Genomic DNA, 24,680 nt, shown 5'->3' with positions numbered 1-24,680 from the left:
CTCAGCCCGCCGCGCGTAGCCTTGCGGCGATGTCGGTGTGGCCCAGCGCCTCGGCCAGTTCGAGCGCGGTCCTGCCCTTGTGCGGGTTCTCGGCCGGGGTCTCGGCGGGATCGTCGAGCACCCGCACCTGCGGGTCGGCTCCGGCTTCCAGCAGCAACGCGGCGGCCTCTTCCTGCCCGTGCAGGATCGCGTTGAGCAGCGCGCAATCGCCGCTGAAGGGGTCGCGCGCATTCACATCCGCGCCGGCTGCGATCAGGGCCGCGACCGCCGTGCCACCGCCCTGCACGCTCGCGAACCGCAGCGCCGCATCGCGCACGGCTTGCGCGGGCGCGGCCTCGGCGAGGATGCGGGCGATGATCGCGGGCGAGGGGGTCTTCCCGTCCGCCGCATATTCGAGGAGTTCGGGATCGTCGATCCGCGCGCCCGCATCGACCAGCGCGTCGAACACCGCCGCATGGCCGAAGCGCGCCGCGAGCCGCAGCAGCGAGCTGCCGGGAAGCGGTGCATCGGCCGGAACGCCCGACTTCAGCAGCAGACGCAGCTTGGCAAGGTTGCCGGCAATCACCGCGTCGCGCGCGGCCGCAAGGCGATCGGGACTGGTCATGGGGGGCGAGGCGTAGCAGCTCCGGCTTACCATCCGGCTAACCCGCGCAAGTCCCCAGCCTTGCGCTGTTCGCCCCCTTCCGCGCCGCCAGTAAATCGCATAACGCATCGGCCATGCGGTCGCTTCGTTCCCTTCCCCTCGCCGTTTCCCTCACTCTCGCCCTCGCCGCCTGTGCCGGGCCCGAGGCCGATGCGCCGATCAGCGATGCCACCGCCTCGCCCGCGCCCGTCACCGAGAGCGCGTGGCGCCTCGATCCCGCCGCCTCGCGCCTCGCCTATGTTTCGATCAAGGCGGGCGAGGTGGCCGAGAACAACCGCTTCGACACGCTTTCGGGCAGCGTCGCGGCGGACGGGACCGCCAGCCTCGGCATCGACCTCGCCTCGGTCAACACCGGCGTCGAGATCCGTGACGAGAGGATGCGCGAGGTGTTCTTCCAGGTCGCCGACAACCCGGCCGCCACCGTCACGGCGAAGCTCGATCCCGCGCGCTTTGCAGGGCTCGCGGTCGGGCAATCGGTGCTGCGGCCGCTCAAGGCCAGCGTCACGATCAAGGGCGCGAGCGCCGATGTCGAGACCGAGGTGCTGGTCACCCGCACCGCCGAGGACCGCGTGCTTGTGGTATCGGCCGCGCCCGTCATCATCTCGACCGACATGTTCGGCCTGACCGACGAGCTGGGCGAACTGCGCGCGCTGGCCCAGCTGCCCTCGATCACGCCCGCGGTGCCAGTCACCTTCACGCTCGCCTTCACCCGCGGCTGAGGCTACGGTTTTCGCTCCGTTTCGGAAGGTTTGCGCTGGATCAAGGCGGCGGCGGGCGGGAGGGTGCATTCCCCCGATGCCGGGCGGATGTGCGAGGCGCACCGATCCCACCGCCTCCCCGCCGCCCGGTTCCCCGTGAAAAATCCCGCCAGCCTGACGCTACGGCGCGCGGGGGGCGAGGCCCGACCTCGCAAAAGCGGGCTTGAAAGCGCCCGCCAACTCGGCTTGTCTCGCGCCAAACACGCCCCTGCGACGGGCTCAGATGGGAGAGACACGCCATGAAGACCGCGATCACCGAAATGTTCGGCATCGAGCACCCGATCATCCAGGGCGGCATGCACTATGTCGGGTTTGCCGAGATGGCCGCGGCGGTCTCGAACGCCGGGGGCCTCGGGATCATCACCGGCCTCACCCAGGGCACGCCCGAGAAGCTCGCGAACGAGATCGCGCGCTGCAAGGACATGACCGACAAGCCCTTCGGCGTGAACCTCACGATCCTGCCGACCCTGACCCCGCCCGACTATCCGGGGCTGGTGAAGGCGGTGATCGAGGGCGGCGTGAAGGTGGTCGAGACCGCCGGGCGCAACCCGGTCGAGCTGCTCCCGCCGCTGAAGGATGCCGGGATCAAGGTGATCCACAAGTGCACCTCGGTGCGCCACTCGCTGAAGGCGCAGGAGATCGGCTGCGATGCGGTGAGCGTCGACGGCTTCGAATGCGGCGGCCACCCGGGCGAGGACGACGTGCCCAACTTCATCCTCCTCCCCCGCGCGGCGGACGAGCTGGAGATCCCCTTTGTCTCGAGCGGCGGGATGGCCGACGGGCGCAGCCTCGTCGCTTCGCTGGCGATGGGCGCAGCGGGGATGAACATGGGCACCCGCTTCATCGCCACGAAGGAAGCCCCGGTGCACGAGAACGTGAAGCAGGCGATCCTCGCCGCCTCCGAACTCGACACCCGCCTCGTGATGCGGCCCCTGCGCAACACCGAGCGCGTGCTCAACAACGCCGCGGTCGAGCGCCTGATCCAGAAGGAGAAGGAGCTCGGCGACGCGATCACCATCCAGGACATCCTCCCCGAGGTCGCGGGCGTCTACCCCAAGATCATGATGGAAGGCGCGATGGACGAGGGCGCGTGGAGCTGCGGCATGGTCGCCGGGCTGATCCACGACATCCCGACCTGCAAGGAGCTGATCGACCGCATCATGCTCCAGGCCGAGGAGATCATCGCCCGGATGCAGGCCATGGCCCGCGCCTGATCCGCGCGCCGACCCGTTCACCGCCAGCGCCAACCGGCGCCGACTAGGTAGTCGCCCGCATTCTCGCAGGGGCCGCTCTGCAGCACCTTGTAAAAGTGCGACATGCCGATTCTGGAGGGGGTCGGCGCCGCACGTGAGGCTGGATGCCTCCGGGCGGCATCGGGATGCTCCCCGGAGGAAGTTGGACGGGGAGGTGACGATGGATTTGTTGGCGAATGGCCCAGCGGCGCTGGGCGGACTATTGATCAGTGTGGCGATGGGCGGATGGACGCTCGGACGCTGGCAGGGCGGTTTTGCCGCGCTCGATGATGCGCGCGCCCCGGCCGGTCGTGACACGGCAGAGGCGGGCGCGCTGTCTGCCTTGCCAGGCATCGATGTTGCCCGCACCCGGCGCGCCGCCGCGCTGGCAGCAGCCGATTCACTCGGCGAGCTTCATGCCGAGATCAGCGCCTATCGCCGTGCCGAGCAGGTCTTTGCGAGCTCCGAGGCGGACGGGTTGCAACTGTGCCCGCCGGGCGAGGCGGTCCACAGCGGTTCCGACATGCGCCAGGTCGGCGCGCAGGGCCGCAGCCAATCTGCCGAGCCCGCCTGTGACGATTGCAGTTGCGCAGTCCGCTGCGCCCTCGCCGATCCGCCCCGCTCCGGACCTGCCGAAGCCGGGCTGCAGTGTCAGCCCCCGCTCGCGGACCCGGGCTTGACGCGGGTGTAGGGGACGAAGTCCTCGAAGAACACCGCGCCGGTGAAGAAGCCGGTGTTGCGATCGATGGTCGAGGCGATGTCGAGACGGCACAGCTGCGAGGCTTCGCGGCGGTCGTTCACGAGGATGTCGTTCGAATCGATATCGGCCGGGTTGCGGGTGCGCTGCACCCAGATCCGGTTGCCCGAGCCGTAGACATAGGCCGTACCGTCGATCGTCTCCATCTGGACATTGCGGAAAGCGCTGATGCACCGCACCGGCTCGCCCGCAACGCGCCCCTCGAGCAGCTTGGCGAGGCGCTGCTCGCCCTTGGTGGGGGTCGCCGGGGTCTCCTCCTCGGGCGCGGCGGCGGTCACGTCGGCTTCGAGATCGCCGCGGGCGATGGCGACCTGAGCGGGTAGGGCGAGCGAGGCGGCGGTGGCAAGCGCGCCGGCAAGGCAGCCGGCCAGCAGTCGCGAGCGGGGGGAGATACGAATCATGCGGACATCTCCTTCAGGTTTGTCGCCCCTCTAAGCCCCACAATGCCTTAACCGGCGCTGAGCGGCTAGTCGCGCTCCATATCGAGACGCAGACGCATCGAACCATCGCTCTTGTCGCGCTCCAGGTTCACCGAGACCGTGAGGGCATGCTCTCCCTCGTTGCCGAGCTCATAGGTCTGCTCGTATTCCTCCAGCACCTCCCGGTTGCGGAGGTATTCGGCATAGGATGCTCCCCCGTCCTGCGCCGCCTTTGCCAGACCCTGCTCGGTATAAACCATGGGCTCGCTGCGTTCGAGCGGGCTGGGAAGGCAGGCTTCCAGCCGCCCTTTCAGCGCATCGAAATCGCGTCGGGCCTCGGCACTCCCATCCGCGCCATAGCTCCAGTCACAAGCGATATTCAGTTGATCTGCCGGGCCGTAGAGGTCGCAATTCTCCGCCCCGCGTACCGCGTCGGCAGCGCCGTTCATGGTCACGTCGATTGTGCCTGCCACGTTGATGGTGGCGCCGATCCCTTTCAACCGCTTGGGATTTTCCGCCAGCATCGCTCCAATCACCGGGCAAGGGCCCGCTGCCGCGACAGCTCCGGGCATAGCCAGCGCGGCGAACGCCAGTGCCTTAGCGGTGGCCCGCATCCGCCCCCGAGGCGATGTCGCCGAGGCCGCCTTGCGCCGCGCCATCCGCCGGACCGCCCTTCAGGATGAAGCGCCGGTCGCAATAGCCGCAATCGACGTATCCGTGCTCGTCGATCTCGAGGAACACGCGCGGATGGCCCAGCGCCGCCGGACGGAAGCCCGCGCCGCCGCGGATGCCGGTCGCGCCGTCGCAGGACACGCGGTGGGTCTCGACCAGCAGGGTTTCGGGAGGAGGAATGCTCATGACGCCCCCCGATACAGCCGGCCTCCGCGCCCCGCAAGCCGCCAGTAGGAGACACATGAGACACAGTATAAGTGGAAAACTCTCTCCGCCCCCTGCACCGGCCATGCAGGCGTCGAGAAAGGGAGGGTGCGGGCGGCGATCATGCGCGGCATCCTGACAGGCGCCTTGCGTGTAGGAAAGCGCCAATCGGTCGCTTTCGCCTTGCCCCGCCGCCCCGCCACGCCTTAGGGGAGACCCATGTCCACCGAGCCCGCGATCCGCATCGACAACCTCGTCAAGCGCTATGCCCCCGCCAAGGGCGCGAAGGGCGCGGTGACCGAGGGCAAGCTCGCGCTGGACGGCGTGAGCTTCGATGTGCCGCAGGGTTCGATCTTCGGCCTGCTCGGGCCCAACGGCGCGGGCAAGTCGACGCTGATCAACATCCTTGCCGGGCTGGTCAACAAGACCAGCGGCACGGCCGAGATCTGGGGCTTCGACATCGACCGGCACCGCCGCAACGCCTCACGCGCGATCGGGATCGTGCCGCAGGAGATCGTGTTCGACCCCTTCTTCACCCCCTTCGAGGTGCTCGAGAACCAGGCCGGGTTCTACGGCATCCCTGCCGCGCTGCGCCGCTCGGAGGCGCTGCTCGCGGCGGTGCGGCTTGCGGACAAGCGCAACGCCTATGCCCGCACGCTCTCGGGCGGCATGAAACGGCGGCTGCTGGTGGCCAAGGCGATGGTCCATTCGCCGCCGATCCTCGTGCTCGACGAGCCCACCGCCGGGGTCGATGTCGACCTTCGCCGCCAGCTGTGGGAACTGGTTACCGAGCTCAACCGCGAGGGCGTGACCGTGGTGCTCACCACCCACTATCTCGAAGAGGCCGAGGAGCTGTGCGACCGCATCGCGATCATCAACCACGGCAAGGTGATCGCCGATACCACCACCCGCGAGCTGGTCGGCATGGCGCGCGAGAAGATCGTCGCGGTGACCGCAGCCGACGATCTTGCCGCCGCGCCTGCGCATGAAGCCTTTGCGAAGGTCGAGTGGGACGGCGCACGCGATGTCGCGGTGACCTATGACAAGGATCGCCTCAATGCCGGGCAGGTGCTCGCCATCCTGCAGGCGCAGGGGCTGGTGATCGCCGATGTGACCACCCGCGAGGCCGATCTGGAGGATGTCTTCGTCCAGCTGACCGCGGCAGCCTGACCCCTCCGGGATGCGCCGTCAGCGCGGGGTCGGCTCGCCCCGGTCGGCATCCTCGGTCTTGCGCCGGCGCCAGCGCCGCCGGCCGAGGCGCTCGATCGGCGTGTCGCAATGGCGGCAGACCCCGACATAGTTGCGCCCGGTCCAGGTGACGTCGCGCCGCATGGGCTGATGCTGGTTCAGGAGACAGGCAAGTGTCTGAAAAACGAACATGGACTAGCAAGCACCCGGTGAGAGGTTGTGGCGACTCGGAAGTGTGTTACGTCCCGCTTGGCGCGCTCCGATTCTGCGTCGGGCGTCGTTCCGGGCACCATGTAGCATCATGTTGCAGTGCAACCTAGGGAAAATACTGAGCTTCCTAACCAAAGTTGGGAGGCGACTTGGCTCTTGCCGCTGTCCGAATTGCGCGGCATTGCGCCGCAATGGTGACGGAGAATGCCTTGCCCCGCCCGCAGGATGAAGCGCACGACGTCCTCGTGATCGGATCGGGCGCGGCGGGGCTGACTGCGGCGCTGGCGCTGGCCGAGAGCGTCCGCGTGCTGGTGCTCGCCAAGGGCTCGCTTACCGGCGGGTCGACCGCCTGGGCACAGGGCGGGATCGCCGCGGTGCTCGATGCGGGCGACACCTTCGACAACCACGTGCGCGACACGATGGTGGCAGGCGCGGGGCTCAACGATCTTGCCACGGTCGAATTCGTGATCGAGCGCGCGCCCGCCTCGATCGACCGGCTGTGCGAATTGGGCGTGCCCTTCAACCGCGAGGCCGAAGCGCTCCACCTCACCCGCGAAGGCGGCCATTCGCACCGCCGCATCGTCCATGTCGACGATGCGACCGGCTGGGCGGTGCAGGAGGCGCTGCTGCGCGCCGCCGAGGCGAACCCCAACATCACCCTGCTGCCGGGCCGCACCTGCATCGACTTCATTACCGACCGCCACCGCGAGCACTTCTCCGCCGCGGGGCGCGTGTGGGGCGTCTACGCGCTCGACGAGGCGACCGGCCACGTGGAGCGCCATGTCGCCCGCGCGACGATCCTCGCCACGGGCGGCGCGGGGCGCGTGTACCAGTTCTCCACCGCCCCGCGCGGCGCGACCGGCGACGGCATCGCGATGGCGTGGCGAGCAGGCGCGCGCGTCTCCAACATGGAAATGATGCAGTTCCACCCGACCTGCCTCTACCACCTCGAGACCAAGAATTTTCTGATTACCGAGGCGGTTCGCGGGGAAGGGGGCCGGCTGATCAACCCGCGCACCGGCAAGCGCTTCATGACCTTCTACGACCCCGAGCGGATGGAGCTTGCGCCGCGCGACGTGGTCGCCCGCGCGATCGATGCCGAGATCAAGCGCTTCGGCCTCGATTACGTGCACCTCGACATCAGCCATGAAGACCCCGAGTTCGTGAAGGGCCACTTCCCCACGATCTACGACAAGCTGATGGGCCTCGGGATCGACATGACCAAGCAGCCGATCCCCGTCGTCCCCGCGCAGCACTACACCTGCGGCGGCGTGGTCGTCGGCCTCGACGCGCGCACCGACATTCCGGGCCTGTGGGCGGCGGGCGAGTGCACCGAAAGCGGCCTCCACGGCGCGAACCGGCTGGCGTCCAACAGCCTGCTCGAATGCTTCGTCTTCGGCGAGGCCGCCGCGCAGGACATCCTCGCGCGCTGGGACACTTTGGAGGCGCCCCCCGCGATCCTCCCATGGGACGAAAGCCGCGTGACCGACTCGGACGAAGAGGTCGTCATCAAGCAGAACTGGACCGAAATCCGCCGCTTCATGTGGAACTACGTCGGCATCGTGCGCACCACCAAGCGGTTGGAGCGCGCGGCGAGCCGGATCGAACTGCTGAAGCGCGAGGTCGAGGATTACTACGGCGCCTTCCGCGTGACGACCGATCTTATTGAGTTGCGCAACCTGCTCCAGGCCGCCGAGCTGATCGTGCAATCCGCGCTCCGCCGCAAGGAGAGCCGGGGGCTGCACTACACGCTCGATTATCCCGATCTGGCGGCTGAGGCCAAGGATACGGTGCTGGTGCCGTGACTTGGACGGTAGATCTGCACTTGCTGCAAGACGGCGCCGTGCACCTGTTCTGGCAACGCGCTATCCTCGACAAGTGGTGCGCCGATCTCGCCGCACTTGGTTACGATCTTCATCTCATCGATTGCACCGACCCCGGCACGATGCGGACCCGGTTCAGCGAGGTTCTCCACTGGGAAGAGCAGTTCGGCTATGGCCCTTGGACGGGCAATCTCGATGCGCTCAATGACGGCATGAGAGATTGGCCCTTTGAGGGAAACGACAAGGTTGCTTTGGTTCTTCTCGGGTTCGACCGGCATGTAAGTCGCGGCGAGCGTGAGGCCATCGCATTGCTCGACATCATCGAGACTCAATCGCGCAACAGCTTGCTTCAAGGGGCGCGGCTTCTGGCCCTGGTCCAAACCGAGGATCGCAGCTTTTTCACGCCCGACCTCGGCGGACGTCCTGCGATGTGGAACCCGGACGAATGGTCGAACGCATCGCGCGGATTGTGATCGATCCGGAACCTGCCGGTTAGGTTCCGGTTCATTTGGTGCGACCTAGCAGGGCATATCGGCAGACCATCAAAAACAAGGGCGAACTTATGAAGAGAACCGTTGGCCTGCTTTGCCTTGCAATGCTCACGGCGGCTCCCCTCGCGGCCCAAGACTCCGCCCCCGCCGAATCCGACAACGCCATCGTCGTCACCGCCCAGCGTTCGGGCGCGCCGATGTGGATTGTCGAGACGCCCAGCGGCACCGTCATCCTCGTCGGCGAGATCCGCGCGATCCCGAAGACCACCCCGTGGGAGCCCGCGCGGCTCGAGGAGGCGACCCGGCAGGCCGACCGCGTGATCCTCGGCGCGCGGCCCAAGATTTCGCCCGGCGACATCTTCCGGCTGATGTTCTCCGGCGGCAAGCTCACCAAGCTGCCCGACAAGACCGTCGCCTCCGATTACCTCGACGCCGCCCAGCTCCAGCGCCTCGAAGCGCTCGCCGCGGTGCACGAGGAGGATTATTCGCGCCAGTCGTTCCTGCTCACCTCGTTCCGGATGCTGCGCGAGGAGCTGCGCTTCAACAAGGACACCGCGCGCGATGCCTCGGACGTGGTGAAGGACGCCGCCGAGAAGGCCGACATCGCCATCACCCGCGCCGCGACCCTCAGGGGCGAGGACGTGATCGACAACCTCTTCGAAGCGCCGCCGACTGCGCACATCCCCTGCCTCGTCGCCGCGATGGATGCGGTCGAGGCGGGTCCGCAGATCGTCGAGGAGCGCGCGGCCAACTGGCGGCGGTTCAAGATTCCCGCCGTGATGAACAACCCGCTCGAAAGCGCACTCGGCCAGTGCTGGCCCTGGGCGGACGAGACTTTGGGCAGTGAACTCAGGACCATCTGGGTCGACCGCATCGCCGAGGCGAGCGCCAACACGGGCACCACCCTCGCGGTCGTGCCGCTAAGGGTGTTGGCGGAAGGCGGCGGGGTGCTTGACCAATTGGACGCGCGCGGCTTCGATATTGCCGGACCCCCGTGGAAGTGACTGCGCGGGGCCGCTGAGAGGAACCGCCTGCCCCATGCCCACCCTGACCACCCCCAACACCGGCATCGAGATCTTCTACGAGGAGCACGGCGACCCGCAGGCGCCGGCGATGCTTCTGGTGATGGGCCTCGGCGCGCAGATGACGCTGTGGCCGGACGAGTTGGTGGCGGCGCTCGCGGCCGAGGGCTTCCGGGTGATCCGCTACGACAACCGCGACATCGGCCTCAGCCAGAAGATGGAAGGCCAGCGCGCGCCCTCGCCCGCCATTCAGGTGCTGCGGAAGAAGATCGGCTTCCCGGCCAAGGTGCCCTATACCCTCAAGGACATGGCCGATGACGGGATCGGGGTGCTCGATGCGCTGGGGATCGAGAAGGCCCATGTCGTCGGCGCCTCGATGGGCGGGATGATCGTCCAGCTGATGGCGATCCACCATGCCGGGCGGCTGATGAGCATGACCTCGATCATGTCGACCACCGGCAGCGGCAAGCTGCCCCAGGCCGAGCCTGCCGCAATCGGCGCGCTGACCGCGCCCCTGAAGGGCATGGATGAGGAGACGGTGGTCGCCCACGGCCTCAACATCATCCGCAACATCGGCACCCCCGACAGCCCCGAGTTCCCGTTCGACGAGGCGTACCAGCGCGAGCGGGTGCTGCGCAGCATGCGCCGGAGCGTCTACCCCGCAGGCCTCCCGCGCCAGCTCGCCGCGATCATCGACGACGGCGACCGCACCAAGCGCCTCGGCGCGGTGACGACGCCGACGCTGGTGCTCCACGGCGAGGCCGACCCGCTGGTCAAGCCCGCCGGCGGCGAGGCGACCGCAGCCGTGATCCCCGGCGCAAGGCTGGTGACGATCCCCGGCTGGGGCCACGACCTGCCGCTGAAACTGATCCCGCGTCTGGCGGGCGAGATCGCGGGGCACGCGCGGGGGGTGTGAACGCGCGGCCAATTACACTTTAAGACTTAGCCGATGAGATAAGTATCTTGACGCCATCACCTGAAGGCGAATAGATAGCCATATGGCTAACTTAGACTCGATTTTCCATGGTCTCGCCGATCCCACCCGGCGCGCGGTGATTGCCCGGCTTGCGAAAGGTCCGGCACCCGTGTCCGAACTCGCAGCGCCACACGACATGGCGCTGCCGAGCTTTCTCAAACACCTCAAGGTTCTCGAAACCGGAGGCTGGATTGCCTCGGAGAAGACCGGCCGCACCCGCACATGCCGCTTGCGGCCGGAGACGGTGCAGCTCGCCGAAGGCTGGCTTGGCCAGCAGAGGAACATCTGGAACGCGCGTCTCGACCGCCTCGATACCTTCCTGACTGACACTGAGAGAAAAGGATAATCCCATGCAGTACAATCCCGAACTCGATCTGGTGCTCGAACGTACCGTCGCTGCCAGCCCCGCGCAGCTTTGGCGCGCCTGGACCGATCCGTCGCTGATCGCCCAGTGGTTCGCGCCCCGCCCGTGGACCGTGGCCCGCGCACGGATCGAGCCGCACGCTGGCGGCATCTTCTCGGTGGTGATGGCTTCTCCCGAAGGCGAGGAAATGGAAGAGACTCCCGGCTGTGTGCTGATCGCCGAGCCTGCTGCGCGGTTGGTGTGGACCGACGCAATCGGGCCTGACTTTCGTCCCAATGACGAAAGCTTCATGAGCGTCGAGATCACTATGGAGGCTTGTCCGGAGGGTACCCGCTACCGCACCGTGGTGCGGCACAAGTCGGGCGATGATCGGCGCAAGCACGAGGAGATGGGTTTCCATCAAGGTTGGGGCACGTGCCTGAACCAACTGGAAGCCTTCGCCGGTGCGCTGTGAACGAGATGTCCAGCTCTCCGGCTAGTCTCGTCCCTCCAGCCACGCGCGGCTGGTGAGGGCGCATTCGCGGGCGCGTTCGGTGAGGTCGGGGTAGGCATCGCGCAAAGCCGCCGAGCGCTCCTCGATCGCCATCGGCAGGTGCGCGGGCAGGGCGCCCACCATCGCGTCGAGGGGGAGGCCGCCTTGGCCCAAGGGCATCCGGCGGTTGATCGCATCGTCGATGATGGCGTCGAAGTTGCTGGTGTCCGGCCCCTCGGCAGGCGCGTCGCAGGGCTGGCAGTAGCTCAGCCATTCGCGCGGGATGGCCGCGAGGTCTTCGGCCGTCCCGCCGGAGCGGGCCCAGTGGAGCGTGTCGACCAGCAGCGCCTTGGCCTCGCCCTCGACGGCTTCGAGCACCGCGCGGGCCATGTGGATGGTCTTCACCTCTGTGAAGATGCCGAATTCGAGATTGACCCTGACCCCGGTGCCCTTGGCCGCATCCACCAGCGTCTGGAACTTGGCGGTGGTGGCGGCCATGTCGGGGTCGCTGGAGACGCACAGGAGGTTCGCCGCGCCCAGCTCGGCGGCGATGTGGACGAGCTCGGTCAGCCACGGATCGGGCGCGCCGGGCATGATCCACGCGACCTCGCAGTCGAGGAATTCCACTCCTGCGTCCTGCGCTTGCCGCCGGATGGCGCGGGTGGTGGCCGGGGTCCACGTCTCCTTCTCGACCCACATCCCGCCGAAATCGAAGTCGCTCGCGGCGGCGCATTCGATCAGCTGGGCGGGAGTGGCCTCGGGCATGATCCCGGCGGCGAGCGAGATCAGGCGGCGGCTCACAGCGTCTGGCCGTCGTCGAGCACGAAGTCCGTCCCCGTCACGAACTCGCTGGCGTCCGAGCACAGGAACAGGATCATCGCGTCCAGCCCCTCCTCGCCCATCAGCCGGCGCTTGGGAAAGCGCGCGATCTGTTTCTGCCCGCCCTCGGTGTCGAACCACGCGTCGTTGATCGCGGTGCGGATGTAGCCGGGGGAGACGGTGTTGACGTTGATCCCGGCCCGCGCCCATTCCCTCGCCAGCGTCCGGCCAGCCTGCACCACGCCCGCCTTGCTCGCGGCATAGGCCACGAGGCCGGGGGAGGGCTCGAAGGCGGTGATCGAGGCGATCAGCACGATCCGACCGTTGGTGACGCCGTTCGCGATCATCCTGCGCGCGCCTTCCCGTGCAGTAAGGATCGCGCCCTTCAGGTTGATCGCGAGGGTCTGCTCGATCTCTTCTTCGGAGATGGCGGTCGCCATCCCCGCGCCGTCGACCCCGGCATTGGCGATCACGGTATCGACCACCTTGCCGAAGATCGCGTCGGCCTCGTCGAACCCGGCGATGATGTCGGCCTCGCGCGCGACGTCCATGCGGATCGCGGCGGCGTTCGGGCCGATTTCGGCGGCGAGAGCCTCGAGCCGGTCCTTGCGCCGCGCACCCAGCGCCACCTGCGCGCCGCTCGCCGCAAGGATGCGCCCGAAGCGCGTGCCGAGGCCCGAGGACGCGCCGGTGACGAGCGCGGTGCGCCCCTTGAGGTCGAAGGAGAAGCTCATGTTCTGCTCATCCCCTCGTCATTGCGAGGAGCCGAAGGCGACGCGGCAATCCATGGCCGAACCGTGCCGCGAGCGGAACTGTCGGGCCATGGGTTGCTTCGCCTCCGGCTCGCAATGACGAAGAGAGGTTAACCGACAGCCGGCAGCTCCCCGTTCACATACTTCATCAGCGTCGTCTGGAAGTGGCGCACGCGGCTGTCCTGGTAGTGGCCGAGCTCCATCAGCCCGTCCTTCATCGCCTTCATGCCCTCCTGCACATAGGGGAGGTTCGCCATGTCCTGATCGAAGACGTTGGCAAGCTGCGGGCCCATGATGTCGTTCGCCCAGGCGAAGGGCTCGTCGTCGGGGATATAGGTCGGCGCGACCGCCCGCGGGCGCTGTTCGCCCTTCTTGGTCGGGAACAGCAGGCGGATTTCCATGATGCACCAGTCCGGCGTGTCGCCCGGCAGCCAGCGGTAGACCAGCGTCGGCAGGAAGCCGATCCACGGCGCGAAGTTGGGGAAGATGTTGTAGGTGAAGTTGTCGAGGATCTCGGTGTCGGCGGCGTCCGAATAGTCGTAGCCGTATTGCTCGGCGAAGCCCTTGCGCCCCGCCTCGGCCAGCACCTTGCGCGCGCCGAGCGGATCATCGGCGTCGTAGCCTTCCACGGGCTCCTCGCTGGCCGAGAAGCGGCGGTTGGTGCGCGCGTCCTGCCCGCCCGAGAACTCGTTCATCTTCTCGAGCACGTAGTCCGAATTCTTGCCCTTCACGTGCGGGGAGAGCACGCCCGAAGGCGTGATCGCGCGGTTGAAGTGATCGCCGATGAGGTCATACCGCGTGTTGGCATCGCCGAGGAAGGCGAGCAGCTGCGGGTGGGTGGTGATCGAGTGCCACGCTTCCATGAAGGCCTCGGCGGTCGCCTTCCAGTTGGCGGGGATCTTCTTCTGCACCCACATGCCGGTGTAGCGGTTCTCGAAGTCGTAGCGCTCGTAATGCGAGGCCGCCGGGCCGAGCCAGGTCTTGAAATCGGGCAGGGCGTGGTTCTCGGTGAGCATGACGAAGCCCTGCCACAGCTCGACGCGCGCCTGCGGCAGGTCCATGTCCTTGCCTTCGAGATGCTTGAAGTCCCACGAACAGGGGATTTCCTTCAGCGAACCATCATTGCGCCAGGTGAAGCCGTGGAACGGGCAGCGCAACTGGACCGAGGCCCCGCTTTCGGTGCGCAGCTTGCGGCCGCGGTGGAGGCAGGCGTTGTAGAAGGCCTTCACGCTGCCGTCCTTCTGGCGGATCAGCAGGAAGCTCTTGCCGGCGATGTCGAAGACGACCGTGTCGCCGGGCTCGGGCATCTCGTCCTCGCGCGCAGCGAAGAGCCAGACATTGGGCCACATCTTTTCGCGCTCCAGACGCGCGAAGTCCTCCGAGATATAGGGCGCCACCGGCAGCGGATCGTCGCCCATCTCGATATGCGATTCCTCGAAGAGGTAATCGGGCGCGCGGCGGGTGTCGCCGTTGAGCATGTCGGTGTAGCTGATCCCCGGGCAACGGTCGCCGCGGGCAATGTCCTTGATCTCGTTCATGGGGCTTTTCCGGTCCTCATCGGGGGGTCGTGGGTTCGGGCCCCCGCCTCTCGTCCTCGCACTTTGTGCAGTGTCTCCGGCGCAGAATATCACACAGCTTGAGGCCGAGAACCCCTATCGGATTGGAGAGGAAAATGGGTCTGACGGGCAAAATCGCCGCCTTGGGCGACATCATGCAGCTGGCCTATGTGCCCGAGGATTTCGACGCGGCGGTGGCCTATTGGACGCAGCTGATGGGCGTCGGGCCGTTCTTCCTGATCGAGGGCATTCACCTCGATGGCATGAAGTATCGCGGCCAGCCGACCGAGGCGGTGTTCGACCTCGCGCTCGCCTATTGGGGCGACCTGCAGATCGAGCTGATCCGCCCGCGCGACGACCACCCCTCGATCTACCGCGGCGAATATGGCGCGACCGGCAACGGGCTGCACCATGTGTGCATTCTGGTCGACGACCTCGCCCACGCCCGCGCCGTGTGCGAGGCGGAGGGGGCCGAGGTGGTGATCGAGGGGACCTTCGGCACCAGTCAGGTGATCTATGTCGATGCCGGCGGCGGGCCGGGGACGCTGGTGGAGATCCTCCAGCAGGCCAAGGACGGGCCGGACCTGTTCGGGATGATCAAGGCGGCCGGGATCGGCTGGGATGGCAGCGAGCCGTTGCGGCGTCTTTGATTTCCGCACGCCCCTCCGGGCGCGCGGTCCTCGCTAGACGCGCAGCAAAGCTGCGCCCGCTGCGGGCGGCCATTCGGCCTTGCGACGCCTGCGGCGTCGGTTCAGTGCAAACCGCTCATGGAGGCGCTGGTCCGGCCCCCCAGGGCCGCGAGCGCACGCGCGCGAGCCGCAGGTGCTCGATCCCGCAGGGATCGAAACAGCACCGAGGACGCAGCCGCGGAGGCGGCTGCGCTAATCAGACGCGCCCAGGTAACCCAGCTGCCCGGCCTTGAAGATCGTCTGCGCGCGGTTCACGCTGTCCAGCTTCTCGCCCGCGCGGTGGATGTGGTAGCGGATCGTGGCGTGCGACCGGTTGAGGATCATGCTGATCTCCTTGTCGGTCTTGCCGATCGCCGCCCAGCGCAGGCACTCGACCTCGCGCTTGGAGAGCACGCAGTCCGAAGGGATGCGCCGCTTGGTGCGGTTGGCCTGCACGTAGCCCGCGACAAAGCACCGCGTCACCATCGCGAAGAGCGCGCCATATTCGGCGAATTCGGCCGAGAGGTCCTCCTTGTCGCGGTCCATCGAGATGAAGCTCGAGGCGGAAATCTGGCCGAAGGGCGGATGGGTCGGGATCACGATCGCCGCCTTGCACAGCGCGCGCTTCTCGAAATCGGCGAGGTCGATCTCGGAAAGGTAGTGGTTGCGCCAGCGGGTGTTGAAGCCGTGGCGGCTGACCCAGAAGGGCTCGCTTTCGTAACGGCATGCGCGCGGCAGCGGCGAGTGCAGTGCGAGGCGGTGGTCCTCCCACCAGCGCGCGCCGTCATCGAGCCAGCGGAAGATATCGGCGTTGAGGATCGTGCCGTCGACATCGACCATCGGTTCCTTGGAACTGATGTCATCGCACACCGCGATCTGCATCCCCCGCTCCTGCGCGATGCGGGCGAGGTTGACCGCGGCATCGTGGATGTCCTCGGGGCAGGTGATGGTCACGCTGTCGAGCAGCTGTTCGAGCGATTCGCGTCCTTGCGGCGTGCGCAGTTCGACAACATTCGTAGCCATCCCCAGCCTTGCTCCTCTCTTTGTTTTCTGATTCGGAAGACTACCGCAATTTTTCGGAATCTCCTCATCATTTACGTAGGGGAATGCGAGCCCATGCGGGGCTAGCGAAAGGGATAGGGAGAACGGAACGGATGGCATTTGCGGGCGCGAATTTCGGGGTGGTGGTGAAGGCGCTGGCGGGGGCGATCCCGGCGGAGCGGCCCGCGCTGGTGCATGGGAGCCGGGTGGTGAGCTGGGGCGAGCTCGATGCGCTCACCGACCGGATCGCGGCGGGCCTTGCCGCGCGCGGCCTCAAGCCCGGAGACATCGCCGGGCAGATGCTCAGGAACACGCCCGACTACCTGCTCGCCTACTTTGGTTGCGTGAAGGCGGGCGTGGTGCCGGTCAATGTGAACTACCACTACAAGGCGCGTGAGCTGGCTGACATCTTTACCCGCTTCGGGCTGAAGGCGCTGTTCACCGAGAGCGATTTTGCCGAGATGGCGCGCGCGGCCATGCCCGAGGGCACGCTGACGGTCGATGTCGGGGACGAGGAGTGGGCTGCGCTGGGCGAAACCGCGCTGCCCGCCGATTTCGCGATTCACGGCGACCCCGAGGCGCTGTTCCTCACCGCCACCGGGGGCACCACGGGGATGCCCAAGGCGGTGATGTGGCCGATGGATCAGGCGTGGCAGGCGTTCAATATCGGCCTGTGGCAGCAAGGGCCAGGGCAGCCGCCCTTCGTGGCCGCATCGCTTGACGAGCAGGTGGCACGCGCGGCGTCGATCGGCCCCGAGCACCCGGCGAGCACCTCGCCGCTGCTGCTGCTCTCGCCGCTGATGCATGGCGCGGGGCAATTCACTGCGGTGATCCACTTGCTCAAGGGCGGCACCCTGGCGCTGCTGCCGGGGCCGAAGTTCGACGCCGATCTGGCGCTGGACGAGGTTGCTCGGATCGGGGCGCGCGGCATCTTCATCGTCGGCGACGCCTTCGCCCTGCCGCTGGCCGACCGGCTCGACGCGCGCGGCGACGGGGCGGAGGTGCTGGCGTCGCTGCGGAGCATCACCTCCTCGGGGGCGGTGTTCTCGCCTGCCTTGAAGCAGCGGCTGATCGCCCACGCGCCCCGGCTGACAATCGTCGACGCGCTCGGCTCGTCCGAAAGCTCGGGCACCGGCATCGTCATCACCACCGCGGCGGGCTCGACCGGCGGCGGCAAGTTCCAGCCCCTGCCCGGGCGCGAGACAAAACTGTTCGACGAGCACTTCAACGAAATCCCCCCCGGCTCCGACGGCGTCGGCATCGTCGCGCGCACCGGGCCGCTGCCGCTCGGCTATCTCGGCGAGGACGAGAAGAACGCCCAGACCTTCCCCGTCATCGGCGGCAGGCGCTGGCTGATGACCGGCGACCGCGCGCGCTGGTCGCCCGACGGCACCCTCGAATTCATCGGCCGCGACAACATGTGCATCAACACCGGCGGCGAGAAGGTGTTTCCCGAGGAGGTCGAGGCGGTGCTGCTCGAGCATCCGGGGGTCAAGGACGTGCGCGTGGTGAGCCTCCCCGATCCGCGCTTTGGGAGAAAGATTGTCGCTGTGGTCCAGCCCGAGGGCGCGCCAGAGAGCGACGGACTCGAAGCCGCACTCGACACCCACGCCCGCGCCGGGCTGGCGGGCTACAAAATCCCGCGACTCTATGTGCTCACCGGGCAATCGCTCCGCCTCAACAACGGCAAGCCCGACTACAAGACTGCGCAGACGATTGCGGAGGGGGCAGTGTGAGAGCGACAGGTTTCGGTTGTTCGCCTTGCAGGGGTGAATGGCGGCAGGTGGGTCGGAAACCGCTCTAGAAGCAGACATTCTCGAGGTGATCCAGTTGGACCGCTACGCGCCTCACTTTCGGTCGTGCGACCGCTTCATTCGAGACACTGAAGGCGCAACACACCCGGCTGTGGAAGAACACGTCTCCGCACAGGCCAGGTGAACCTTCAAGTAGCGCTCAGCTCCGCAAACATCTGCGATGTGCGCTGGAATCGCCCCCGGATCAGGTCGAATCCACCGAATAGCGCCAGCATCGGGCCGAACAGCGGATGATTGCACATGGGCCGGTCGCGTCTGATCTCGATCAGTCCCTTGCGTGACAGATATTCAAGTGCCGACACCGCCCAGAACGGTGCACCCTGCGTCAGCGACAGGCGATCAACGAAAAGGCCCGCCTTGATGGCTGCTTTACGAAATGATTCGGGCGTGAAGACCACCCAATGGCGCGGGGCGTGAAGCCCCCCCCAGCTATGGTGGCGGAAAAGCCGAGCGTCGAGGCTGTCATGATTGGGTGTCTTGATCAGGATGCGCCCTCCAGGTTTCAGGAGACCTCGCACCTTGGACAATACCGCGACCGGATCATCGACATGTTCGATCAAGTTCAGCATGAAGATAACATCAAAGCGTTCGGCGGTATCGAAATCTTCGATTCGACCAAGGAAGAAATCATGCGCCGCAGCCCGCGCTGCATCCTCGGCCGATCCGTCGATATCGACGACTTGAGTGCGCGTCAGGCGGGGCTCGACTGCTTTAGCCTGAGTCAGTAGCCAGCCGGAGCCGCCGCCAACGTCGAGCGCGGACAGGGTTTCGCCGTGAACTCTGGCAAAGAGCTTGGCGAAGGTGCGCCGGTCTAACCCTTGCTTGATCCGCTCGGCGAGCGAGAGCTTGCCGGGCGAGAAACTGTAATAGGTATCAGGGTATATTTCGCTGAGGCGACCTCGCGGTACCGGGTCGATCGACAAAGCGTCACAGGCCCCGCAACGCAAATAGTTGAAGCTTTCGGATGTCGACAGATATTCTACGTCGCGCGCGCATGCCCAATGTGTGAGATCGGACGAGCCGCAGGCCAGGCAGATCATCGCCTTTGCTCCCGCATCAGTTCCGCGAAAGTGCCCAGGTAGCTGGCGCGGCGTGCGTCAAGCAGCTCGGATAGCGAGGTCGTCTCGAGAAAAGCTTCGAGCTCGCCCAGGCGCGTGTAGCTGATCTGCGGCTCGAGGTGGTGGAGGAGGTGACGATTGAAGCCGACGCCGCCAAAAATGCGATCGAATGGCCCATCGCCGAACAGACGCGTAACCGAATCGCCCTCGTCCCGCATCCCTGGTGTCGGGCGATGCTCAAGCAGTTGGCGAATGGTGGCGAAGAACGGGAAGGCGATGCCGATACCGCCGAGCCAGGCGAGCACCGCAGGCCACCAGCCCAGCCACAGCAACACGCCGACGATGACGGCGTGCAAGAATAGGCCGCGCAACAGCGGAGCCCGACAAGCCACGGCGACGTTTGCGCGAGTTTGGCGGTTACGCGCGCGGAACACGCGCAGCGCATGGACGCCGGTCAACATCTCGATGACGAACATCGGGGTCAACGCGTGACGATAAGAGACCTCGGTGTCACCGTCGCGGCCGAGGTGACGGTGATGCTCAGCATGCGTTGCACGATAGGCGGCGATTGACGTACCGACGAACCAGCATACCAGCCAATCGGCCAGTCGATCATTGGTTTTGCGGCTCGCAGCGAGATTGAAATGGGCCGCTTCGTGAATGAATAGCTGGAGGTAGGCGACCAGAAATCCGACGCCGATCGCGCCGACAGCAGCGCCACCTAGTCCGGCAACGATACCGCTGGCCTGCCCTATCAGCACGAGCCAGCCGGTAAGAGCGGCATAGCCCAGCGCGATGTCGACCAGCACCCGGCCATAATGGGGTGTCAGCGACTTGCGGAAGGCAGCGTAGCGTTGCCCCGTCTCGACAAGCATGCGCTGCCGGAAGGCCGCGCGGGTCAATAGTGGCGTCTCGGCCGCCAGAATAGGCTCGTAAAGCATGGGAAAAAGCTAGCCGAAGATGGCTAACGACAGGTTAAGGGCGGCTTTTTTCGCAGCCGCAGGGCGACGCGCCGGGATATGGAAATTGCTGCTTTTCTTTCTCAGCAAAGAGCCGCCAAACCATACGTGGTCCAGCTATCGTCGAGGATCATTTCGCAGTGAATGGCGGGTTTCGGGGAGCCGAAATACTGCGGTGACAGGCTTTCATGGGGTCGATAGCCGAACGCCCGCTTTTTTGGCGGAGCTGGGGCGATAGCGGACTCCTCGCATCATCGCTCCGCACCCGCTTTCCAACCCCTCCCGCGCAACAATCATGCCCCTGCCCGTACAAAAGATTCACGGGTGGATTCGAATGATTCAATCACCATATTTTTCTTCACAGATTCAATTTGGGGCTTGCGGGGTCCGCGACTCAAGCTTGGTCCATGCGTCGCGGCTTTGACACGGGTCTGAAACACCCCCGTCATGGTAACTAGGTGCTTAATCGCCGATTGACGGGAGTCGCCACGTGATTCATCATCTAGTGGTTCGGCGCAAATCGGACCCCCAACCCATGGTGACTTCCCCGCCGCTCCCCCAGCGGAGTGATCGGGAGAGGAGTCGCTGCGGACCACGGGCCCGCCGCGCGCTCAGAACGGGATCGACCGACCTGTCAGCACGCCCGGATGCGGGCGAACTGTTGGCAAGTCTGTGGACCCGCCGGTATAGAACAGAATCAGAACATGGCCGCTTGTGCCATAGTGACGATTCGGGGGACAAGTGGGGCTTCAGATGGATTTCAAGGCGAGCGAAAACGTGCCGGATACTGCGACCAACGAACTCGAGACCGGCGTGATCGCGGGGGATGAAAAGGCTGTTACGATGAAGACCACCGATACCGGCTCCGATGCCCTGATCGCCGCCAAGGCCGGCGAGGCGCTCGCGGGCGCGATGGCTGCGGCCGTGAAGGACGCCGCCAAGACCGACAGCAAGAAGGTCAACGACCGGCGCTTCACCATCGTCACCGACCCCTCGCGCGATGCGCGCCTCACCGATTTCGGCAAGGACACCCTAACCGACCGCTACCTGCTTCCCGGCGAGGTCTATCAGGACCTCTTCGCCCGCGTGGCCGATGCCTATGCCGATGACGAGGCGCACGCCCAGCGGCTTTATGACTACATCTCGAACCTGTGGTTCATGCCCGCGACCCCCGTCCTCTCGAACGGCGGCACCAACCGCGGCCTGCCGATCTCGTGCTACCTCAACTCGGTCGAGGACAGCCTCGAAGGGATCGTCGGCACCTGGAACGAGAACGTGTGGCTCGCCTCCAAGGGCGGCGGGATCGGCACCTATTGGGGCAATGTCCGCGGCATCGGTGAGCCGGTCGGCCTCAACGGCAAGACCAGCGGGATCATCCCCTTCGTGCGGGTGATGGACTCGCTGACGCTGGCGATCTCGCAGGGTTCGCTGCGCCGCGGCTCGGCCGCGTGCTATCTCGACATCAGCCACCCGGAAATCGAGGAGTTCCTCGAAATCCGCAAGCCGAGCGGCGACTTCAACCGCAAGGCGCTCAACCTCCACCACGGCGTGCTCGTCACCGACGAGTTCATGCAGGCGGTGCGCGAAGGGGCCGAGTTCGAATTGAAGTCCCCGCGTGACGGTTCGGTCCGCGGCAAGGTCGACGCGCGCTCGCTGTTCCAGAAGCTGGTCGAGACCCGCCTTGCCACCGGCGAGCCCTACATCGTCTTCAACGACACCGTGAACCGCATGATGCCCAAGCATCACCGCGATCTCGGCCTCAAGGTCTCGACCTCGAACCTGTGCTCGGAAATCACCCTGCCGACCGGCATCGACCACCTCGGCAATGACCGCACGGCGGTGTGCTGCCTCTCCTCGCTCAACCTCGAGACCTGGGAAGAGTGGAAGGGCGACAAGCAGTTCATCGAGGACGTGATGCGCTTCCTCGACAACGTGCTGCAGGACTATATCGACCGCGCGCCCGACGAGATGGCTCGCGCCAAGTACTCCGCCTCGCGCGAACGCTCGGTCGGCCTCGGGGTGATGGGCTTCCACTCCTACCTCCAGCAGAAGGGCGTCGCCTTCGAGAGCGCGATGGCCAAGGCGCTGAACCTGCAGATGTTCAAGCACATCCACGCCAAGGCCTCGGAAGCCTCGATGCTGCTGGCGCAGGAGCGCGGGCCCTGCCCCGACGCGGCCGACATGGGCGCGATGGAGCGTTTCAGCTGCAAGATGGCGATCGCGCCGACCGCGTCGATCTCGATCATCTGCGGCGGCACGAGCGCCTGCATCGAGCCGATCCCGGCCAACATCTACACCCACAAGACCCTGTCGGGCAGCTTCATCGTGCGCAATCCGTACCTCGAAAAGCTGCTCGAGAAGAAGGCCAAGAACTCGACCAATGTCTGGAACTCGATCCTCGAGCGGGGCGGCAGCGTCCAGCACCTCGACTTCCTGACGCCGGAGGAGAAGGCGGTCTACAAGACCAGCTTCGAGATCGACCAGCGCTGGCTGCTCGAATTCGCCGCCGACCGCACGCCCTATATCGACCAGGCCCAGTCGCTGAACCTGTTCATCCCGGCCGATGTCGACAAGTGGGACCTGATGATGCTGCACTACCAGGCGTGGGAGAAGGGCATCAAGTCGCTCTATTACCTCCGCTCCAAGTCCGTGCAGCGCGCCGGGTTCGCCGGCGGGGTGGAGGCCGACAACACCTCGGAAGCGCCCAAGATCGAACTCTCCGCCAGCGGGGAGCAGACCGATTACGAGGAATGCCTGAGCTGCCAGTAATCCCGGCAGGGCGCGCGCGGGGGCAGTCGCCTGCGCGCGCCGGCCACGCTCTCAGGGGGGAGAGAAGCCCATGAACGTACCCGTCGCCGCCGCTCTGCTCGGCCTCGCCGTCAGCCTGTGGTTCGGCATTCAGGCGGTGCGCGAGTTGAAGCGCGACACGCCCGGCCATTCGTTCAACGCCGCGATGATCCACATCGCGATGGTGACGATGCTCGTGCCCTTCTGCCTGATCGTGATCTTTGCCTACTGGAATCGCTGAATCCGCGCGGCCACCCGCACCGTATCTGTTATATTGATTGTCTGATTGGAGTACCCGCCCATGTCGCTGCTCGAAGCCCGCAACACCTACAAGCCCTTCCAGTACCCCTGGGCCTATGACTTCTGGAAGCGCCAGCAGCAGATCCACTGGATGCCCGAGGAAGTGCCGCTGGGCGAGGATTGCCGCGACTGGGCGCAGAAGATCTCCGAGAGCGAGCGCAACCTGCTCACCCAGATCTTCCGCTTCTTCACCCAGGCCGATGTCGAGGTGCAGAACTGCTACCACGACAATTACGGCCGCGTGTTCAAGCCCACGGAAGTCAAGATGATGCTCGCCGCCTTCTCCAACATGGAGACGGTGCACATCGCCGCCTATTCGCACCTGCTCGACACCATCGGCATGCCCGAGGCCGAATACTCCGCCTTCCTCGAATACGAGGAAATGAAGGACAAGCACGACTTCCTCGGCCAGTTCGGCGTCGACACCGATGAGGACATCGCCCGCACGCTTGCAGCCTTCGGCGGCTTCACCGAGGGGCTCCAGCTGTTCGCCTCCTTCGCCATGCTGATGAACTTCCCGCGCCACAACAAGATGAAGGGCATGGGCCAGATCGTCAGCTGGTCGGTCCGCGACGAGAGCCTCCACTGCGAGGGCATCATCAAGCTCTTCCACACCTTCTGCGAAGAACGCCAGTGCCTCACCAAGGCGGTGAAGGAGGACCTGATCGACATCTGCCAGAAGACCGTCCGCCTCGAGGACGCCTTCATCGACCTCGCCTTCGAAATGGGCCCGGTCGACGGCATGAGCGCCAAGGAGATCAAGCGCTACATCCGCTACATCGCCGACTGGCGCCTGAAGCAGCTGGGCCTCCAGGAGATCTACATGATCGAGGAACACCCCCTGCCGTGGCTGACCCCGCTGCTCAACGGCGTCGAACACGCCAACTTCTTCGAAACCCGCGCCACGGAATACTCGAAGGGCGCGACGCGCGGCGACTGGAACACCGTGTGGTCGAGCTTCGACAAGCGGCAGAAGGCGAAGGCGGCGAACGAGCCGGGCGCCGAGGGTGAGGCTGAGGCCGGGCTGTTTGGGGCTGAGGCTGCGGAGTAGGGGGTAACGGTTGTAGCTATGAACCTACAGCCCACCTTCGAAGCTGTTCTCGCGCTGTGCGATGATCGCGCCAGCGAATCCCACAGCCTTGAGTTCAAGGCCAAGCAGCCCGGGAAGTTGGAACAAGACAAGGCTGAATTTGCGAAGGATGTCGCTGCGCTCGCCAATCGAGGTGGCGGATTGATAATCTACGGAATATCTGAACACGATGGCGCGGCTGAAGATATCGTGCCTATAACCGATGAAGACCCAGACGGATTAACTCGCCGACTTAGCCAGACCCTCGACGCCATGATCGAGCCAAGACTCGACGGGTTCCAGTCCCACGTCGTAACTGTGCCCACTGGCGGCTTCATCCTGATGTGCGAAATTGGAGGGTCAATTAATGGTCCGCACCGAATAAATTTTGGCAGTAAATGTCGTTTCGTGGTGCGAGAGACAGCATATGTCCGAGATATGACATACGAAGAAATTCGGCAGTCCTTTCTTAAGGAAAACGAAGCATCGGAGAGGATGCGTGCGTTCCGAATAGCGCGCTGTGATGCAGTTGCTGCTGAGGATGCGGCCACAGACGGCGCGCCCGCGAAATGCCTAACCTCTCTTATTCATGAGGGTGCGTTTGCAGGCTACCCGGCGCCGGCGGT

General features: G+C 65.8%; 27 protein-coding genes. 16 read left to right on the top strand and 11 right to left on the bottom strand.

What is annotated here, in order from left to right; all coding sequences use genetic code 11:
* Position 1: 1 nt before the first annotated feature.
* The gene (locus AX708_RS11280; RefSeq protein ID WP_066530303.1) at positions 2-604 is read right to left on the bottom strand and encodes an ankyrin repeat domain-containing protein; all 603 of its coding nucleotides are present in this window, start codon (positions 602-604) and stop codon (positions 2-4) included.
* A 113-nt stretch (positions 605-717) separates the two neighbouring features.
* Between AX708_RS11280 and AX708_RS11275 the strand changes: the two genes are divergently transcribed.
* The 3 genes from AX708_RS11275 (at position 718) to AX708_RS11265 (ending at position 3,324) form a co-directional block, all read left to right on the top strand.
* Positions 718-1,362 (top strand): YceI family protein, encoded by a 645-nt coding sequence (locus AX708_RS11275; RefSeq protein WP_066530308.1) that lies wholly within the window; start codon positions 718-720, stop codon positions 1,360-1,362.
* Between the two features lie 278 nt (positions 1,363-1,640).
* Positions 1,641-2,615, top strand: a complete 975-nt coding sequence (locus AX708_RS11270; RefSeq protein WP_066530310.1) for a nitronate monooxygenase family protein — start codon at positions 1,641-1,643, stop codon at positions 2,613-2,615.
* Positions 2,616-2,814: 199 nt separating this feature from the next.
* Positions 2,815-3,324 carry a hypothetical protein gene (locus AX708_RS11265; RefSeq protein ID WP_156443417.1) on the top strand — a complete coding sequence of 170 codons (510 nt, stop codon included), beginning with the start codon at positions 2,815-2,817 and terminating at the stop codon, positions 3,322-3,324.
* On the opposite strand, the gene AX708_RS11260 is transcribed toward AX708_RS11265, so the two are convergent.
* The 3 genes from AX708_RS11260 to AX708_RS11250 all read right to left on the bottom strand — a co-directional run bounded on the left by AX708_RS11260 (position 3,285) and on the right by AX708_RS11250 (position 4,667).
* Positions 3,285-3,791 (bottom strand): hypothetical protein, encoded by a 507-nt coding sequence (locus AX708_RS11260; protein ID WP_066530319.1) that lies wholly within the window; start codon positions 3,789-3,791, stop codon positions 3,285-3,287. The two genes, AX708_RS11265 and AX708_RS11260, sit on opposite strands and share 40 nt — an antisense overlap.
* 65 nt (positions 3,792-3,856) lie before the next feature.
* The gene (locus AX708_RS11255) at positions 3,857-4,333 is read right to left on the bottom strand and encodes a hypothetical protein (RefSeq protein ID WP_066530320.1); all 477 of its coding nucleotides are present in this window, start codon (positions 4,331-4,333) and stop codon (positions 3,857-3,859) included.
* Positions 4,334-4,406: 73 nt separating this feature from the next.
* On the bottom strand, positions 4,407-4,667 hold the full coding sequence (locus AX708_RS11250) for a zinc-finger domain-containing protein (protein ID WP_066530321.1): 261 nt from the start codon (positions 4,665-4,667) through the stop codon (positions 4,407-4,409).
* 237 nt (positions 4,668-4,904) lie between these two features.
* On the opposite strand from AX708_RS11250, the gene AX708_RS11245 reads away from it, so the two are divergent.
* Complete coding sequence (locus tag AX708_RS11245; RefSeq protein WP_066530323.1) at positions 4,905-5,855, top strand: ABC transporter ATP-binding protein; 951 nt, start codon at positions 4,905-4,907, stop codon at positions 5,853-5,855.
* A gap of 18 nt (positions 5,856-5,873) precedes the next feature.
* Here the strand turns inward: AX708_RS11245 and AX708_RS20480 are convergent, their stop codons facing one another.
* Positions 5,874-6,017 carry a hypothetical protein gene (locus tag AX708_RS20480; RefSeq protein WP_156443419.1) on the bottom strand — a complete coding sequence of 48 codons (144 nt, stop codon included), beginning with the start codon at positions 6,015-6,017 and terminating at the stop codon, positions 5,874-5,876.
* Between the two features lie 257 nt (positions 6,018-6,274).
* On the opposite strand from AX708_RS20480, the gene nadB reads away from it, so the two are divergent.
* The 6 genes from nadB (at position 6,275) to AX708_RS11215 (ending at position 11,213) form a co-directional block, all read left to right on the top strand.
* On the top strand, positions 6,275-7,888 hold the full coding sequence (gene nadB, locus AX708_RS11240) for an L-aspartate oxidase (RefSeq protein WP_066530326.1): 1,614 nt from the start codon (positions 6,275-6,277) through the stop codon (positions 7,886-7,888).
* The gene (locus tag AX708_RS11235; protein WP_197426381.1) at positions 7,885-8,379 is read left to right on the top strand and encodes a barstar family protein; all 495 of its coding nucleotides are present in this window, start codon (positions 7,885-7,887) and stop codon (positions 8,377-8,379) included. Before nadB ends, AX708_RS11235 begins: the two co-directional genes overlap by 4 nt.
* An 89-nt stretch (positions 8,380-8,468) precedes the next feature.
* Positions 8,469-9,401, top strand: a complete 933-nt coding sequence (locus AX708_RS11230) for a TraB/GumN family protein (RefSeq protein WP_066530330.1) — start codon at positions 8,469-8,471, stop codon at positions 9,399-9,401.
* A gap of 34 nt (positions 9,402-9,435) precedes the next feature.
* Positions 9,436-10,335, top strand: coding sequence for an alpha/beta fold hydrolase (locus AX708_RS11225; protein WP_066530331.1), 900 nt, complete (start codon positions 9,436-9,438; stop codon positions 10,333-10,335).
* Positions 10,336-10,417: 82 nt separating this feature from the next.
* Positions 10,418-10,741: a helix-turn-helix transcriptional regulator gene (locus AX708_RS11220; RefSeq protein WP_066530333.1), complete on the top strand. Its 324-nt coding sequence runs from the start codon at positions 10,418-10,420 to the stop codon at positions 10,739-10,741.
* Positions 10,742-10,745: 4 nt separating this feature from the next.
* Complete coding sequence (locus tag AX708_RS11215) at positions 10,746-11,213, top strand: SRPBCC family protein (protein WP_066530340.1); 468 nt, start codon at positions 10,746-10,748, stop codon at positions 11,211-11,213.
* Between the two features lie 21 nt (positions 11,214-11,234).
* Here AX708_RS11215 and AX708_RS11210 read toward each other — a convergent pair whose 3' ends face one another.
* The 3 genes from AX708_RS11210 to AX708_RS11200 form a co-directional block, all read right to left on the bottom strand.
* Positions 11,235-12,032, bottom strand: a complete 798-nt coding sequence (locus tag AX708_RS11210; protein ID WP_066530353.1) for a sugar phosphate isomerase/epimerase — start codon at positions 12,030-12,032, stop codon at positions 11,235-11,237.
* Positions 12,029-12,784 (bottom strand): SDR family NAD(P)-dependent oxidoreductase, encoded by a 756-nt coding sequence (locus AX708_RS11205; RefSeq protein ID WP_066530354.1) that lies wholly within the window; start codon positions 12,782-12,784, stop codon positions 12,029-12,031. Before AX708_RS11205 ends, AX708_RS11210 begins: the two co-directional genes overlap by 4 nt.
* Positions 12,785-12,912: 128 nt before the next feature.
* Positions 12,913-14,340 (bottom strand): SRPBCC family protein, encoded by a 1,428-nt coding sequence (locus AX708_RS11200; protein ID WP_066530355.1) that lies wholly within the window; start codon positions 14,338-14,340, stop codon positions 12,913-12,915.
* A 134-nt stretch (positions 14,341-14,474) separates the two neighbouring features.
* Between AX708_RS11200 and AX708_RS11195 the strand changes: the two genes are divergently transcribed.
* Positions 14,475-15,008, top strand: a complete 534-nt coding sequence (locus AX708_RS11195; protein ID WP_066530357.1) for a VOC family protein — start codon at positions 14,475-14,477, stop codon at positions 15,006-15,008.
* A gap of 231 nt (positions 15,009-15,239) precedes the next feature.
* Here the strand turns inward: AX708_RS11195 and AX708_RS11190 are convergent, their stop codons facing one another.
* Positions 15,240-16,049 carry a LuxR C-terminal-related transcriptional regulator gene (locus AX708_RS11190; RefSeq protein WP_066530360.1) on the bottom strand — a complete coding sequence of 270 codons (810 nt, stop codon included), beginning with the start codon at positions 16,047-16,049 and terminating at the stop codon, positions 15,240-15,242.
* A 131-nt stretch (positions 16,050-16,180) separates the two neighbouring features.
* Between AX708_RS11190 and AX708_RS11185 the strand changes: the two genes are divergently transcribed.
* Entirely contained in the window at positions 16,181-17,803 is a 1,623-nt protein-coding gene (locus AX708_RS11185; protein WP_066530362.1) for an AMP-binding protein, read from the top strand.
* Positions 17,804-18,009: 206 nt separating this feature from the next.
* On the opposite strand, the gene AX708_RS11180 is transcribed toward AX708_RS11185, so the two are convergent.
* Positions 18,010-18,921, bottom strand: coding sequence for a bifunctional 2-polyprenyl-6-hydroxyphenol methylase/3-demethylubiquinol 3-O-methyltransferase UbiG (locus AX708_RS11180; RefSeq protein ID WP_066530364.1), 912 nt, complete (start codon positions 18,919-18,921; stop codon positions 18,010-18,012).
* Positions 18,918-19,880 carry a fatty acid desaturase gene (locus AX708_RS11175; protein ID WP_066530366.1) on the bottom strand — a complete coding sequence of 321 codons (963 nt, stop codon included), beginning with the start codon at positions 19,878-19,880 and terminating at the stop codon, positions 18,918-18,920. Before AX708_RS11175 ends, AX708_RS11180 begins: the two co-directional genes overlap by 4 nt.
* Before the next feature lie 771 nt (positions 19,881-20,651).
* On the opposite strand from AX708_RS11175, the gene AX708_RS11170 reads away from it, so the two are divergent.
* The 4 genes from AX708_RS11170 to AX708_RS20475 all read left to right on the top strand — a co-directional run.
* On the top strand, positions 20,652-22,667 hold the full coding sequence (locus AX708_RS11170; protein WP_066530403.1) for a ribonucleoside-diphosphate reductase subunit alpha: 2,016 nt from the start codon (positions 20,652-20,654) through the stop codon (positions 22,665-22,667).
* Between the two features lie 70 nt (positions 22,668-22,737).
* On the top strand, positions 22,738-22,926 hold the full coding sequence (locus tag AX708_RS11165; protein ID WP_066530369.1) for a hypothetical protein: 189 nt from the start codon (positions 22,738-22,740) through the stop codon (positions 22,924-22,926).
* Between the two features lie 60 nt (positions 22,927-22,986).
* Positions 22,987-24,036, top strand: a complete 1,050-nt coding sequence (locus tag AX708_RS11160) for a ribonucleotide-diphosphate reductase subunit beta (RefSeq protein WP_066530371.1) — start codon at positions 22,987-22,989, stop codon at positions 24,034-24,036.
* An 18-nt stretch (positions 24,037-24,054) separates the two neighbouring features.
* A partial coding sequence (locus tag AX708_RS20475) for a helix-turn-helix domain-containing protein (RefSeq protein ID WP_197426380.1) occupies positions 24,055-24,680 on the top strand: 626 nt, incomplete at its 3' end.

The organism is Erythrobacter sp. CCH5-A1, assembly GCF_001557115.1.
GTDB lineage: Bacteria > Pseudomonadota > Alphaproteobacteria > Sphingomonadales > Sphingomonadaceae > Erythrobacter.
Note: the sequence above shows the minus strand (reverse complement) of the source record. Positions and strands in the feature narration are given on the sequence as shown.

Bases quoted from the DNA above. Each gene is read 5' to 3' on its own strand.
- AX708_RS11160 (WP_066530371.1), top strand. From the start codon at position 22,987: ATGTCGCTGCTCGAAGCCCGCAACACCTACAAGCCCTTCCAGTACCCC.
- AX708_RS11255 (WP_066530320.1), bottom strand. From the start codon at position 4,333: ATGCTGGCGGAAAATCCCAAGCGGTTGAAAGGGATCGGCGCCACCATC.
- AX708_RS11265 (WP_156443417.1), top strand. From the start codon at position 2,815: ATGGATTTGTTGGCGAATGGCCCAGCGGCGCTGGGCGGACTATTGATC.
- AX708_RS11165 (WP_066530369.1), top strand. From the start codon at position 22,738: ATGAACGTACCCGTCGCCGCCGCTCTGCTCGGCCTCGCCGTCAGCCTG.
- AX708_RS11270 (WP_066530310.1), top strand. From the start codon at position 1,641: ATGAAGACCGCGATCACCGAAATGTTCGGCATCGAGCACCCGATCATC.
- AX708_RS11230 (WP_066530330.1), top strand. From the start codon at position 8,469: ATGAAGAGAACCGTTGGCCTGCTTTGCCTTGCAATGCTCACGGCGGCT.
- AX708_RS11200 (WP_066530355.1), bottom strand. From the start codon at position 14,340: ATGAACGAGATCAAGGACATTGCCCGCGGCGACCGTTGCCCGGGGATC.
- AX708_RS11260 (WP_066530319.1), bottom strand. From the start codon at position 3,791: ATGATTCGTATCTCCCCCCGCTCGCGACTGCTGGCCGGCTGCCTTGCC.
- AX708_RS11195 (WP_066530357.1), top strand. From the start codon at position 14,475: ATGGGTCTGACGGGCAAAATCGCCGCCTTGGGCGACATCATGCAGCTG.
- AX708_RS11180 (WP_066530364.1), bottom strand. From the start codon at position 18,921: ATGATCTGCCTGGCCTGCGGCTCGTCCGATCTCACACATTGGGCATGC.
- AX708_RS11225 (WP_066530331.1), top strand. From the start codon at position 9,436: ATGCCCACCCTGACCACCCCCAACACCGGCATCGAGATCTTCTACGAG.
- AX708_RS11220 (WP_066530333.1), top strand. From the start codon at position 10,418: ATGGCTAACTTAGACTCGATTTTCCATGGTCTCGCCGATCCCACCCGG.
- AX708_RS11190 (WP_066530360.1), bottom strand. From the start codon at position 16,049: ATGGCTACGAATGTTGTCGAACTGCGCACGCCGCAAGGACGCGAATCG.
- AX708_RS11205 (WP_066530354.1), bottom strand. From the start codon at position 12,784: ATGAGCTTCTCCTTCGACCTCAAGGGGCGCACCGCGCTCGTCACCGGC.
- AX708_RS20480 (WP_156443419.1), bottom strand. From the start codon at position 6,017: ATGCGGCGCGACGTCACCTGGACCGGGCGCAACTATGTCGGGGTCTGC.
- AX708_RS11280 (WP_066530303.1), bottom strand. From the start codon at position 604: ATGACCAGTCCCGATCGCCTTGCGGCCGCGCGCGACGCGGTGATTGCC.
- AX708_RS11175 (WP_066530366.1), bottom strand. From the start codon at position 19,880: ATGCTTTACGAGCCTATTCTGGCGGCCGAGACGCCACTATTGACCCGC.
- AX708_RS11245 (WP_066530323.1), top strand. From the start codon at position 4,905: ATGTCCACCGAGCCCGCGATCCGCATCGACAACCTCGTCAAGCGCTAT.
- nadB (WP_066530326.1), top strand. From the start codon at position 6,275: ATGGTGACGGAGAATGCCTTGCCCCGCCCGCAGGATGAAGCGCACGAC.
- AX708_RS11170 (WP_066530403.1), top strand. From the start codon at position 20,652: ATGGATTTCAAGGCGAGCGAAAACGTGCCGGATACTGCGACCAACGAA.
- AX708_RS11250 (WP_066530321.1), bottom strand. From the start codon at position 4,667: ATGAGCATTCCTCCTCCCGAAACCCTGCTGGTCGAGACCCACCGCGTG.
- AX708_RS11275 (WP_066530308.1), top strand. From the start codon at position 718: ATGCGGTCGCTTCGTTCCCTTCCCCTCGCCGTTTCCCTCACTCTCGCC.
- AX708_RS11215 (WP_066530340.1), top strand. From the start codon at position 10,746: ATGCAGTACAATCCCGAACTCGATCTGGTGCTCGAACGTACCGTCGCT.
- AX708_RS11185 (WP_066530362.1), top strand. From the start codon at position 16,181: ATGGCATTTGCGGGCGCGAATTTCGGGGTGGTGGTGAAGGCGCTGGCG.